Origin of the sequence: Amycolatopsis sp. lyj-84 (genome assembly GCF_046549075.1) — a bacterium.
GTDB lineage: Bacteria > Actinomycetota > Actinomycetes > Mycobacteriales > Pseudonocardiaceae > Amycolatopsis.
In genome coordinates this window covers 454,699-467,465 of the sequence record NZ_JAJPWO010000002.1, presented here as the reverse complement: position 1 = coordinate 467,465, position 12,767 = coordinate 454,699, and the positions used below count along the sequence as shown (strand labels likewise).

10 protein-coding genes and 1 pseudogene are annotated in these 12,767 nt (G+C 71.2%); 10 read left to right on the top strand and 1 reads right to left on the bottom strand.

Annotation, left to right across the window (positions count from 1 at the left end; all coding sequences use genetic code 11):
* The first annotated feature begins 66 nt into the window (after positions 1-66).
* The 6 genes and pseudogenes from mihF (at position 67) to ACLJRM_RS07135 (ending at position 6,150) form a co-directional block, all read left to right on the top strand.
* Entirely contained in the window at positions 67-384 is a 318-nt protein-coding gene (gene mihF / locus ACLJRM_RS07160) for an integration host factor, actinobacterial type (protein ID WP_003096398.1), read from the top strand.
* Positions 381-1,038, top strand: a pseudogene (gene gmk / locus ACLJRM_RS07155) (guanylate kinase). Before mihF ends, gmk begins: the two are co-directional and overlap by 4 nt.
* Positions 1,035-1,304 carry a DNA-directed RNA polymerase subunit omega gene (gene rpoZ, locus ACLJRM_RS07150; RefSeq protein ID WP_005152353.1) on the top strand — a complete coding sequence of 90 codons (270 nt, stop codon included), beginning with the start codon at positions 1,035-1,037 and terminating at the stop codon, positions 1,302-1,304. Before gmk ends, rpoZ begins: the two are co-directional and overlap by 4 nt.
* A complete protein-coding gene (gene coaBC / locus ACLJRM_RS07145; protein WP_410662610.1) occupies positions 1,297-2,517 on the top strand; it encodes a bifunctional phosphopantothenoylcysteine decarboxylase/phosphopantothenate--cysteine ligase CoaBC in 1,221 nt (406 codons plus the stop codon). The genes rpoZ and coaBC overlap by 8 nt, the downstream gene beginning before the upstream one ends.
* Positions 2,518-2,613: 96 nt before the next feature.
* Positions 2,614-3,816 carry a methionine adenosyltransferase gene (gene metK / locus ACLJRM_RS07140; protein ID WP_168214541.1) on the top strand — a complete coding sequence of 401 codons (1,203 nt, stop codon included), beginning with the start codon at positions 2,614-2,616 and terminating at the stop codon, positions 3,814-3,816.
* A 240-nt stretch (positions 3,817-4,056) separates the two neighbouring features.
* A complete protein-coding gene (locus ACLJRM_RS07135) occupies positions 4,057-6,150 on the top strand; it encodes a primosomal protein N' (protein ID WP_410662609.1) in 2,094 nt (697 codons plus the stop codon).
* An 81-nt stretch (positions 6,151-6,231) separates the two neighbouring features.
* Here ACLJRM_RS07135 and ACLJRM_RS07130 read toward each other — a convergent pair whose 3' ends face one another.
* The gene (locus tag ACLJRM_RS07130) at positions 6,232-7,611 is read right to left on the bottom strand and encodes a hypothetical protein (protein WP_410662608.1); all 1,380 of its coding nucleotides are present in this window, start codon (positions 7,609-7,611) and stop codon (positions 6,232-6,234) included.
* A gap of 97 nt (positions 7,612-7,708) precedes the next feature.
* On the opposite strand from ACLJRM_RS07130, the gene ggt reads away from it, so the two are divergent.
* The 4 genes from ggt (at position 7,709) to ACLJRM_RS07110 (ending at position 12,639) form a co-directional block, all read left to right on the top strand.
* Positions 7,709-9,523 (top strand): gamma-glutamyltransferase, encoded by a 1,815-nt coding sequence (gene ggt, locus ACLJRM_RS07125; RefSeq protein WP_410662607.1) that lies wholly within the window; start codon positions 7,709-7,711, stop codon positions 9,521-9,523.
* Between the two features lie 250 nt (positions 9,524-9,773).
* Entirely contained in the window at positions 9,774-10,700 is a 927-nt protein-coding gene (fmt, locus tag ACLJRM_RS07120) for a methionyl-tRNA formyltransferase (protein WP_101606745.1), read from the top strand.
* Positions 10,697-12,136 (top strand): RsmB/NOP family class I SAM-dependent RNA methyltransferase, encoded by a 1,440-nt coding sequence (locus tag ACLJRM_RS07115; protein WP_101606746.1) that lies wholly within the window; start codon positions 10,697-10,699, stop codon positions 12,134-12,136. Before fmt ends, ACLJRM_RS07115 begins: the two co-directional genes overlap by 4 nt.
* Positions 12,133-12,639, top strand: a complete 507-nt coding sequence (locus ACLJRM_RS07110) for a flavoprotein (protein WP_410662606.1) — start codon at positions 12,133-12,135, stop codon at positions 12,637-12,639. The genes ACLJRM_RS07115 and ACLJRM_RS07110 overlap by 4 nt, the downstream gene beginning before the upstream one ends.
* The last annotated feature ends 128 nt before the right edge of the window (positions 12,640-12,767 follow it).

Genomic DNA, 12,767 nt, shown 5'->3' with positions numbered 1-12,767 from the left:
GGGCCGAGGTAACGGGTGGGTACCGTCGCCACACCCACCCAGATTTGAGAACTACCGGAGGAAAACGTGGCACTTCCCCAGCTGACAGAGGAACAGCGCGCTGCGGCGCTGGAGAAGGCCGCCGCCGCCCGCCGCATCCGTGCTGAGCTGAAGGAGCGGCTGAAGCGGGGCGGTACCACTCTGGTCGACGTGTTGAAGCAGGCCGAGGAGAACGAAGTCCTCGGCAAGATGAAGGTCTCGGCTCTGCTCGAGGCTCTTCCGGGCGTCGGCAAGGTCCGTGCCCAGCAGACCATGGAACGACTGGAGATCGCACCCAGCCGTCGTCTTCGCGGCCTCGGCGACCGGCAGCGCAAGGCGCTGCTGGCCGAATTCAGCGGCGAGTGAGCGGCACCGGTCAGGACCACCCGGTGATCCCGGGCGCTGACCGCGGCGGTGAGCCGGTGGCGGGAGTTTCTTCCCGGCACCGGCTCACGGTCGTATCAGGGCCTTCGGGGGTCGGGAAGTCGAGCGTGGCGGGGGAGCTGCGCAAGCTGGATCCGGAGATCTATTTCAGCGTCTCGGTGACCACCAGGAAGCCGAGGCCGGGTGAGGTGGACGGCGAGCACTACCACTTCATCGACCGCGCCGAGTTCGACCGCATGGTCGCCGCGGGCGAGCTGCTGGAGCACGCCGAGTTCACCGGCAACTGCTACGGCACCCCGCGTGAGCCCGTCGAGCGGGCTTTGGCCGCCGGGCGCAACGCCGTGCTGGAGATCGAACTCCAGGGCGCGCGGCAGGTCCGCAAGGCGATGCCGGAGGCGCGGCTGGTGATGCTGATGCCGCCGTCGTGGGACGAACTGGTCGGCAGGCTGACCGGCCGCGGCACCGAGAACGAGGCCGCGGTGAAGGCCAGGCTGACCGAGGCCGAGCGCGAACTCGCCGCCGCCGGGGAGTTCGACGAGCGCGTCGTCAACGCCGACGTGCGAGACGCCGCCGAGCAGTTGCTAAACTTGATAACCGGCGACCAGTAACACCGAAGATTCGGAGCACCACGAGTGACGACTCAGGCCACGCTGCACGAAGAGCTCGAAGGCATCACCAACCCGCCCATCGACGACCTCCTCGAGAAGGTCAGCTCGAAGTACGCGCTGGTGATCTACTCGGCCAAGCGCGCTCGCCAGATCAACGACTACTACGCCCAGCTGGGCGAGGGCCTGCTGGAGTACGTCGGCCCGCTGGTCGAGCCGGGCCCGCGCGAGAAGCCGCTGTCCATCGCCCTGCGCGAGATCCACGGTGGCCTGCTCGAGCACACCGAGGGTGAGTAAACCCAAGGTCGTCCTGGGCGTAGGCGGCGGGATCGCCGCTTACAAGGCCTGTGAGGTCCTGCGCGGACTGACCGAATCCGGTCACGACGTCCGCGTGGTCCCCACCGAAGCCGCGCTGAACTTCGTCGGCGCGGCCACCTTCGAGGCACTGTCCGGGAACCCGGTGCACACCGGCGTCTTCACCGAAGTGCCCGAGGTCCAGCACGTCCGCGTCGGCAAGGAAGCCGATCTGGTGATCGTCGTGCCCGCCACGGCGAACCTGCTCGCCAAGGCCGCGCACGGCATCGCGGACGACCTGCTGACGAACACCCTGCTCACCGCCCGGTGCCCGGTCGCCTTCTTCCCGGCGATGCACACCGAGATGTGGGAGCACCCGGCCACCCGTGACAACGTGGCGCTGCTGCGCTCGCGCGGCCTGGTCGTCGCCGAACCCGCCGCGGGCAGGCTGACCGGCAAGGACACCGGCAAGGGACGGCTCGCCGACCCGGCCGAGATCGTCGACCTGGCCCGGCTCCTGCTCGCCGTGCCGGACGCCCTCCCGCGCGACCTCGAAGGCGTGCGCGTGGCGATTTCCGCGGGCGGCACCCGCGAGCCGCTCGACCCGGTCCGCTATCTGGGCAACCGTTCGTCGGGCAAACAGGGCTACGCGCTGGCCCGCGTCGCCGCCCAGCGCGGCGCCGAGGTCACCCTGGTCACCGCGCACACCATCGCGCTGCCGGATCCGGCGGGAGCGAAGGTCGTCCAGGTGTCCACCGCCGAGGAACTGCGCCAGGCGATGCACGCCGAGGCCACGTCCGCCGACGTCGTCGTGATGGCCGCCGCCGTCGCCGATTTCCGGCCGTCGAACCGGGCCGAACACAAGATCAAGAAGTCCGACGATTCGCCGGACCCGGTCGTCGAACTGGCCCGGAACGCGGACATCCTGGCCGAACTGGTGCGCAACCGGATCGACGGCCAGCTGGTCGTGGGATTCGCCGCGGAAACCGGCGACGACAAGGGCGGCGTCCTCGACCACGCCCGGGTCAAGCTGAAGCGCAAGGGCGCGGACCTGCTGGTGGTGAACGCCGTCGGCGAGGGAAAGGCGTTCGGGACCGAGGACAACTCGGGCTGGCTGCTCGGGGCGGACGGGACCGAGATCCCGATCCCGCTCGGCGCCAAGGCCGAGCTGGCGTCCACATTGTGGGACGCTGTTGTGACCTTGATGAAGCGTTGAGAGGCCTTTCACCGATAGTCAGTAGGCTTGAGCATCAAGCTGGGGGTGCCTAACTTTGTGGGCACCAGACGTCTAGGTGAGGGAGTGACGGCCACCGTGACCGCGTCCACGAGCAGACTGTTCACATCGGAATCGGTGACTGAGGGTCATCCCGACAAAATCTGTGATGCCATCAGCGATTCGATCTTGGACGGCTTGCTGGCCAAGGACCCGCGCAGCCGGGTCGCGGTCGAAACGCTCATCACCACCGGACAGGTGCACGTCGCCGGTGAGGTGACCACCGAGGCCTACGCGGACATCCCGACCATCGTCCGCGACGTGATCCTGAAGATCGGCTACGACTCTTCGGCCAAGGGCTTCGACGGCAACTCGTGCGGCGTCAACGTCGCGATCGGCTCGCAGTCGCCCGACATCGCGCAGGGTGTCGACACCGCGTACGAGTCCCGCGTCGAGTCCGACGAGGACGAGATCAACCGCCAGGGCGCCGGCGACCAGGGCCTGATGTTCGGCTACGCCTGCTCGGACACCCCCGAGCTGATGCCGCTGCCGATCGCGCTGGCGCACCGGCTCTCGCAGCGGCTGACCCGGGTCCGCAAGGACGGCGTGCTGCCGTACCTGCGCCCGGACGGCAAGACCCAGGTCACCATCGAGTACGCCGGCGACCAGCCGGTGCGGCTCGACACGGTGGTCGTGTCCACCCAGCACGCGGACGGCATCGACCTGGAGCAGATGCTCGGCGTCGACGTCCGCGAGCACGTGGTCGCCCCGGAGCTCGCCGAACTCGGTCTCGACACCTCCAACGTGCGGCTGCTGGTCAACCCGACCGGCCGCTTCGTCATCGGCGGCCCGATGGGTGACGCCGGCCTGACCGGCCGCAAGATCATCGTCGACACCTACGGCGGCATGGCCCGTCACGGTGGCGGCGCGTTCTCCGGCAAGGACCCGTCCAAGGTCGACCGCTCGGCCGCGTACGCGATGCGCTGGGTGGCGAAGAACGTCATCGCCGCCGGTCTCGCCACGCGCGCCGAGGTCCAGGTCGCGTACGCAATCGGCAAGGCGGCCCCGGTGGGCCTCTTCGTCGAGACGTTCGGCACCGAGACGGTCGACCCGTCGAAGATCCAGAGCGCCATCACGCAGGTCTTCGACCTGCGCCCGGCCGCGATCATCCGCGACCTCGACCTGCTTCGCCCGATCTACGCGCCGACGGCCGCGTACGGCCACTTCGGCCGTCCCGAGCTGGGTCTCCCGTGGGAGAGCACGGCACGGGCCGCGGACCTGAAGTCGGCCGCGGGCGCCTGATCGCTTCGGTCCGTGAAGGCCTCCTTGCCTACCTTGAGGGTAGGGAAGGAGGCCTCCACTACGTCTCCGGCCTGGGCGGTACCGGAGCTACATGAAGGGGTCCTTCACGCGGCTCAGCAGCGAGACGCGTCCAGCACCCCGTGCAATGAACGGGACTTTCATTGCAAATTTTGCAATGAAAGTCCCGTTCATTGCACGCGGTGACTGGCGTGTCCGAGCGAGTCTGGTAGAGATCACCGGGTGAGCAGCAGTTCCGAACCGACCCCTCTGTGGGACCTTCCGGAGCCTCCGAAGGCCGAGCCGGCGCGGAAGGCCAAACCGTCCCGCGCGAAAACCGCCAGCCGCCGCGGAGCGCAGAACCCCGCGCCCGAGAACCCGGTCGCGCGGATCGTCGTGGACATCCCGCTCACGCATCTCGACCGGACCTTCGACTACCGGATCCCCGAGAAGCTGCACGAGACCGCGGTGCCCGGCTGCCGGGTGCGCGTCCGGTTCGCGGGCCAGCTCGTCGACGGGTATCTCGTCGAGCGCGCCGACACGACGGAGTTCACCGGCAAGCTGGCGTACATCGACAGGGTGACGTCCAGCGAGGCCGTCCTGCCCCCGGCGTTGCACACGCTCTGCCGGTCGGTCGCGGACCGGTACGGCGGCACGCTCAGCGACGTCCTGCGGCTGGCGATCCCGTCGAGGCACGCGAAAGTCGAGGGCGAGCCGTCCGCCGGGCCCGCGCCGACGCCGGAGGCGCCCGAAACCACCGCCTGGGAGAAGTACCAGAGCGGTCCGGCGTTCCTGGAGGCCGTCGCGGAACGGCGCCCGGCCAACGCCGTCTGGCAGGCCTTGCCGGGGGAGGACTGGCCGCGACGGCTCGCCGAAGCCGCCGCGGTGGCGGCCGCGGCCGGACGCGGTGTCGTGATGGTCGTTCCCGACCACCGTGATCTCACGCGGCTGCACGACGCCTGTTCCCAGCTGATGGGAGCCGAGTCCGTGGTCGCGCTGATCGCCGGGCTGGGCCCCGCCGAGCGGTACCGCCGCTGGCTCGCGGTGCTGCGCGGCGCGGTGCGCGTCGTCGTCGGCACCCGCGCGGCGATGTTCGCGCCGGTCGCCGATCCCGGCCTGTTCGTGGTGTGGGACGACGGCGACGACGTCCACCTCGACCAGCACGCGCCGTATCCGCACGTCCGCGACGTGCTGATGGACCGCGCGCACGCCGCGAAGGGGTCCATGCTCGTCGCCGGTTTCGCGCGGACCGCGGAGGCGCAGTTCCTGGTGGAGTCGGGCTGGGCGCAGCCGCTCTCGGCGGCCCGTCCCGAACTGCGGGCGGCCGCGCCGCGGGTCACGCCGGTCGGCGAGGACTTCGACGTCGCCCGGGACGAAGCGGCGAAGGCGGCACGGCTCCCGTCGGTCGCCTTCGAGGCGGCGCGGCAGTCGTTGGCGGGCGGATTCCCCGTCCTGGTCCAGGTTCCGCGTCGCGGGTACGTTCCGGGGCTCGCCTGCGGCAACTGCCGGACGTCCGCGCACTGCCGTCGCTGCGCGGGCCCGCTTTCCTTGCCGGGCGGGCTGATCGACGGCGCGCCGAGGCCGCCCGCCTGCCGGTGGTGCGGTGTCCCCGAGACGAACTTCCATTGCGCCGCTTGCGGTTCCGTCCGCCTGCGAGCGGTCGTCGTCGGTTCCAAGCGGACCGCGGAGGAACTGGGCCGCGCGTTCTCCGGATTCCCGGTGCGGACCTCGGGCGCGACGGAGGTTTTGCCGTCGGTGCCCGGAAAACCGGCGCTGATCGTGTGCACGCCCGGGGCCGAGCCGGTCGCGGAGGGCGGCTACGGCGCGGCGCTGCTGCTGGACGGCTGGGCGTTGCTGGGGCGGCAGGATCTGCGCGCGGGGGAGGAGACCCTGCGCCGCTGGATGGCGGCCGCGGCCCTGGTGCGGCCAGGGACCGAAGGCGGTCGCGTGTTCGTCGGCGCGGAAGCGGGTCTCTCGGTCGTGCAGGCGCTGGTGCGCTGGGACCCGGGCTGGCACGCGAGCCTGGAACTGGCCGAGCGGCGCGAACTCGGCTTCCCGCCCGCGATGCGGATGGCGAGTATCGAAGGCACCCCGGACGCGGTCGCCGGGTTGCTCGACGACCTCCCCCTGCCGGAGACGGGCGAGGTGCTGGGCCCGGTGCCGCTCGGCGAAGTCGACGAGGACGGCAACGCCGAACGTGAGCGGGCACTGGTCCGCGTCGCGCGCCCGGACGGGAAGGCGCTCGCCGCCGCCGTCCACGCCGCCGCCGCGCGACGGGACGCGCGCAAGGCCCCCGAACCCATCCGGATCCAGCTCGACCCGCTCGAACTCATCTAGCCCTCCGCTCGCCCGCGTTTCGTCCTCTAGTTGCGGTAGTTCGACGCTGAACCACCGCAACTAGAGGACGAATTGCCTGGGCTAGAGGGTCGTGCCGGGGGTCGCGAGGACGTCGGCGCGGGGCGAAGCGCCCGGAGCAGGCGTAGCGGGCTTCGTGGCGGAGCCGCCGAGGGCGGCCGTGAGCAGGGAGACGATCTGCGACGAGATCGCCGCCCGCCGCGCCTCGAAATCGGCGTCGGTCAGGGCCGCCGGATCGGCCGGAGTGCCGAGCACGGGCGTGTGCAGATGTCCACCGGCGATCCCGGTCAGGCCGAGTCCCGTCCGCAACCGGTTACTTCTGAACATGGACTCGTTCGAAAGATAATTTCCGCCGCCGCCGGAAGCCGCGATCTCGCCGGGCTTCGGCGCGTCCGTCCGGCAAACGGCCGTTCCGGTTCCCGGCAGGCCACTGTCCGGCCAGACGCAGAACGCCTGGTTGTACAAGACCTGGTACGCCCCGGCGGGCGCGGCGAGCATCTTTTCGTACGGCAGCGTGGTTTCGATGAACTGGGCGTCCGGCTGCGGCCAGCCGGCGGCGGGCGGGACCGGGCCGCGGACGGGCTCGTCGAGGTTGTCCGGCGAACCACCGCGCCAGGCGCCGGCCCAGCGCTCGATGTCGAACCGGCCGGGACGGCCCTGGCTGATCGTCATGATCAGTTCCGGACGGCGGAAGCGGTCCTTGAAGGCCTTGCCGTACGCCGCCTCGACGATCCCGGCGTCGAAGTAGCTCCACACCACCGGGAACGACACGGCCTGCACCAGCGCGGGACCGGTCGGCGTCTGGATCACCTTGCCGTCCAGGTGCAGCGCCGCCGCGCCCGACGGGTTCGCGATGCGGACGCCCGCGCCGTTGAGGGTGAACGGGTCGAATCCGCTCACCAGCACCCGGCGCAGCTTCGGACCGGCGGGGAAGCGGGAGTCGTCGAGGCCGCGGGCGCCGACGTCGAACGTCTTCAGCAGGTCCGCCCGGGCGGGGGCCGACAGCGGGAAGCGCGGCGTCCACTGGCGCAGCGCCTTGCTCATCTGCAGGCGCGCCCAGTACAGGGGCCGGTCGTCGGCCTTGTCGATGCCGCCGAGATCGGGACGGCGGCCCTGCGCGCGGTCGACGGCTGTCCGCCAGAGCCCGTCACCGGCGGTCTCCGCGAGCTTCTCCGCGCGCGAAGCGGTCTTCGTCGCGCAGAGGCGCGTCGTGAATTCGGAGACGAGCTTGTCGAATCCGGCGAGCCGGACGAGTTCCGGGCCGACCGCGGGGCCGCCCGAGGGCATCGTCGCGGTCAGCCGCTTCTCCTCGACGGTGATCGCCGCCAAGTCGTCGAAGCAGCCACGTGCGCTTTCGGCTTGCGCGACGCCGGGGACCGCGAGGACGGGGAGAGCGACGAGCAGCGGCAGGAGCGCGCTCCATCGCTTGCCGGGAGTCTTCATGGACCGCATTCTGCTCATCCGGGCAGGGCCGCACTACCGACGTTCGCAGGTCTGGACGGGTCTTGTCCGGGGTGGACAGGCGAGGCAGACTCGCGCCATGGCCGCGCACAGAAGCACTCCGGTACGCATCACCGCAGTCACCGCGATAGCCGCCCTGGTCGGTGTCGCCGCACCGGGGATCGCCTCGGCGGGTCCACCGACGCCGCCGAAATCGCCGGTCGCCGTCGGCTACCTGGGAGCCGTCTCGAGTATCGACGTCGACGCGACCGCGATCGGCACGAAGATCCTGCGCGAGGGCGGCAACGCCGTCGACGCGGCCGTCGCGACCGCCGCCGCGCTGGGCGTCACCGACCCCTTCTCCGCCGGTGTCGGCGGTGGCGGCTTCTTCGTCTACTACGACGCGCGCAGCGGCAAGGTCCACACCCTCGACGGCCGTGAGACCGCGCCGTCGTCGGCGAACGAGAACCTCTTCGTCGAGAACGGCAAGGCGGTCCCGTTCGCCGAGGCCGTCACCAGCGGGTTGAGCGTCGGGGTGCCCGGCACGCCCGCCACCTGGCAGGAAGCCCTGCGCAAATGGGGGACCAAGTCGCTGGCGAAGGCGGTCAAACCCGCCGAAGAACTGGCTCGCAAGGGTTTCACCGTCGATCAGACCTTCAATACCCAGATCTCCAACAACGCCGCCCGCTTCTCGGCGTTCCCGTCCACCCGGTCGCTGTACCTGCCCGGCGGGGCGCCGCCCGCGGTCGGCACGACGTTCAAGAATCCGGACCTCGCGGGCACGTACGCGCAACTCGCCGCGAAGGGCACCGACGCGCTCTATCGCGGGCCGATCGGCGCGGACGTCGTCGACACCGTGCGGAAACCGCCGGTCGACCCGGCCTCGGCGCTGAACGTGCGGCCCGGTGACCTGACCGCGGCCGACCTCGCCAAGTACCGCGTCGTCGAGCGGAAGCCGACCAAGACCGAGTACCGGGGACTCGACGTCTACGGCATGCCCGCTCCGTCGTCCGGCGGGCTGACCGTCGGCGAGGCGCTGAACATCCTCGAGAACAAGAAGCTGAGCAAGCTGGAGAAGGCCGACTACCTGCACTACTTCCTCGAGTCGACCCGCTACGCCTTCGCCGACCGCAACCGGTGGATCGGCGACCCGGCCTTCGTGGACGTCCCGGCGAAGGAACTGATCAGCCAGAAGTTCGCCGACAGCCGCGCGTGCCTGATCGACCCCGCGAAGGCCGGGACGAGCCCGGTCGCGCCCGCCGACCCGCGCAAGCCGGTGCCGTGTGTCGCGGGGACGAACTCCGCGCCGACGCCGTACGAGGGTGAGAACACCACCCACCTCACGGTCGCCGACCGGTGGGGCAACGTCGTCGCCTACACGCTGACCATCGAGCAGGAGGGCGGCAGCGGCATCGTCGTGCCGGGCCGCGGGTTCCTGCTCAACAACGAACTGACCGACTTCTCCTTCACCCCGGTGACGCCGGGCGTGCCCGACCCGAACCTGCCGGGCCCGGCCAAGCGGCCGCGGTCTTCGATGGCGCCGACCATCGTGCTCGACCACGGCAAGCCGCTGCTCGCGGTCGGTTCACCCGGTGGGGCGTCGATCATCACCACCGTGCTGCAGATCCTCACCGGCCGGATCGACCGCGGCCTGAAGCTGGTCGACGCGATCGCCGAGCCGCGCGCGTCGCAGCGGAACTCGGCGGCCGCGCAGGTCGAGCAGTCGTTCCTCGACCAGGCCGACGTGCTCGCGATCCTGAAGGGCAAGCAGCAGGGCTTCTCGACGGCGCCCGCGGAGATCGGGGCCGCGACCGGCGTCGAACGGCTGCGGGACGGCCGGTGGCTCGCCGCCGCCGAACCGACCCGGCGGGGTGGCGGCTCGGCGGCCGTCGTCCTGCCCTGGCCACGCGGGTAGTGACCGACGACGCTGCCAGAGCGACCGGCAGTATGTCTCCCGGGAGCGCGTCAGCGCGACGGGAGACTTCACCGTCGCGCGCCTCTTTCGGCCGGAGGCCACGGAAACATTTTGCAGGGCGCCCTCCGTGCTCGGGGTGACGTGACAGCGGTGCCGCGCCCTGCGGAATGTTTCCGTCAGCGCGCGACATAGACTTCAGGGCGATGTTCGCCCAGTCAGAGGTACCCGTCCCCCCGGTGGAGGTGCGTTGATGCGCCTCGTCTTCGCCGGTACCCCAGAACCCGCCGTCCCGTCGCTGCGCGCGCTCCTCGCGTCCGAGCAGCACGAGGTCGTCGCCGTCGTGACCCGTCCGGACGCCCAGGCGGGCCGTGGCCGTCGCGTCGTCCGGTCCCCGATCGGCGCGCTGGCCGACGAGCACGGGATCGAGGTGCTGACCCCGCCGAAGGCGAGCGACCCCGCGTTCCTCGCCCGGCTCGCGGAGATCGCCCCCGACGCGTGCCCCGTCGTCGCGTACGGGGCGCTGCTGCCCCAGGCCGCGCTGGACATCCCGGAGCACGGCTGGGTCAACCTGCACTTCTCGCTGCTGCCCGCGTGGCGTGGCGCCGCGCCGGTCCAGGCCGCGATCCGCGCCGGGGACGAGATCACCGGCGCCTCTACGTTCCGGATCGTCAAGGAACTCGACGCGGGCCCCGTCTACGGGGTGATCACCGAGCAGATCGCCGCCACCGACACCGCCGGGGAGCTTCTCGGCAGGTTGTCGGAGACCGGGGCGAAGTTGCTCGTGTCCACGATGGACGGAATCGCCGACGGCACGCTGCGCGCGGTCGAGCAGACCGGGGACGGCGTGAGCTACGCGCCCAAGGTGACCGTCGAGGACGCGCGCGTCTCGTTCGCCGACCCGGGCACGGCCGTCGACAGGCAGATCCGCGCGGTCAGCCCGGAACCGGGCGCGTGGGCGGAGTTCCGGGGCGAGCGGCTGAAGCTCGGCCCGGTGACGGTCGTCGACGAGCCGGGGCCCCCGCCCGGCGAAATGGTCGTGGAGCGCAAGCGGGTCCTGGTCGGCACGGCGTCGAAACCGGTGCGGCTGGGTGAAGTGCAGGCGCAGGGGAAGAAGCGGATGGCGGCCACCGACTGGGCGCGCGGTACGAGGATCGAACAAGGAGAGCGCCTGCAGTGAACGAGCGTAGGGAACGCCGGCCGTCGAGGCCGGAGCGCGGCCGTCCGGGCCCGCGTAAGGAAGGGCCCAGCCGCCCGCCGCAGATCGACCCGGCCCGCCAGGTCGCCTTCGACGTGCTGCGCGCCGTCCGTGAAGAGGACGCGTACGCGAACTTGGTGCTGCCGCAGCTGCTGCGCAACCGCCGGATCTCCGGCCGGGACGCCGCGCTGGCCACCGAACTGACCTACGGCACCTGCCGCGCGGTCGGCATGCTGGACGCCGTCATCGAGGCCTGCCTCGTCGACCGCCCACTGGCCAAGGTCGACGCCGTGGTGCTGGACGGCCTGCGGCTCGGCGCGTACCAGCTGTTGCGCACCCGCATTCCCGAGCACGCCGCCGTCGGGTCCACTGTGGACCTCGTTCGCGCCGAAGTCGGTTCCTGGATCGCGGGTTTCGTCAACGCCGTGCTGCGCTCGGTGTCCGAAAAGGACGAAGAGACCTGGCTCGACGAGCTGGCCCCGGACGAGGCCGTCGATTCGATCGGTGCCTACGCGCTGCGGACCGCGCACCCGCGCTGGGTCGCCCGTTCCTTCGCGGAAGCGCTGGGGGACAAGGGAGCCGAGCTGAAGGCGGCCCTGGAGGCAGACGACGAGCGCCCCGACGTGCACCTGGTCGCCCGCCCCGGCGAGATCAGCGCCGACGAGCTGGCCGCCATCACCGGCGGCGACGTCGCGCCGTACTCGCCCTACGGCGTCCGGATGCCCGCGGGCTCCGGTGACCCCGGCGATGTCGAGCCGATCAAGGAAAAGCTGGCCGCGGTCCAGGACGAGGGCAGCCAGCTGTGCGCCGTCGCCGTCACCAAGGTCCCGCTCACCGGTTCCGACGAGCGCTGGCTGGACCTGTGCGCCGGACCGGGCGGCAAGGCCGCGCTGCTGGGCGCGCTCGCGTCGATCAGCGGCGCGACCGTGGACGCCGTCGAGAAGGCGCCGCACCGCGCGAAGCTGATCGAGAACGCCGTCCAGGGGCTTCCGGTGACCATCCACGTCGCCGACGGCCGCGAGACCGACCTCGAACCGGGCTACGACCGCGTGCTGGTCGACGCGCCGTGCAGCGGGCTCGGCTCGCTGCGCCGCCGTCCGGAGGCGCGCTGGCGCCGCCAGCCCAGCGACATCTCGGACCTGACGAAACTGCAGGGCCAGCTGATCACCGCGGCGCTGGACCTGGTCCGCCCCGGCGGCATCGTCACCTACGTCGTCTGCTCGCCGCATCTGGCCGAGACCGAAGGCGTCGTGGGGGAGACCGCGCGCCGCGCCGGCGCCGAGATCGTGGACGCGCGGCCGTTCTTCCCGGACGTCCCGCAGCTCGGCAACGGCCCGTACGTCCAGCTGTGGCCGCACCGCCACGGCACCGACGCGATGTTCTGCGCCGTCCTGCGGAAGCCGGAAACCGCCGGGTGACCAGGGTCCTCGGCCTGGTCGCGAGCTCGTGCGGCGGACTGGACACCCGGTTCGCCGCGCAGCTCGCGAAACCGGCCGCGGACCGCGGCTGGGAGCTCGCGATCACGCTGACCCCCACCGCCGCCCGCTGGCTGGAAAAGACCGGCGGGATCGGTGACCTGGAGAAGGTCACCGATCTGCCGGTCCGCAGCACCTCCCGGCTGCCGGGCGAGCCCCGGCCGCATCCGGACCCCTCGGTGTTCCTATTCGCGCCCGCGTCCGCGAACTCCGTGGCGAAACTGGCGCTGGGCATCGCCGACAACCAGGCGCTGACCCTGCTCGGTGACGTCCTCGGCACGCCGGGGATCACGATCGTCCTGGGGTATCAGATCCAGGACACGCGGGTGCACCATCCGGCGTGGCGACGCCATCTCGACACGCTCGCCTCCGCCGGTGTCACCACCGCGAGGCTCACTCCGGACGCGCCCTGGACTTCCGTGCTGGACCTGCTCCCTTCGCCCTAGCGGGTACGGGGCACCTAGCTCGAGGTGGTCGTGAGTGGCGATTAGCGTTCTAATCGGGGAGAAGTGGCACCGACCGTGTGGATTCTGGTGCGTTGGATGACCGGAAATCCACACACCCCTCCCTCAGC

Coding starts and splice junctions, on each gene's coding strand:
- ggt (WP_410662607.1), top strand. CDS start 7,709: ATGGCCGCGCACAGAAGCACTCCGGTACGCATCACCGCAGTCACCGCG.
- fmt (WP_101606745.1), top strand. CDS start 9,774: ATGCGCCTCGTCTTCGCCGGTACCCCAGAACCCGCCGTCCCGTCGCTG.
- ACLJRM_RS07130 (WP_410662608.1), bottom strand. CDS start 7,611: ATGAAGACTCCCGGCAAGCGATGGAGCGCGCTCCTGCCGCTGCTCGTC.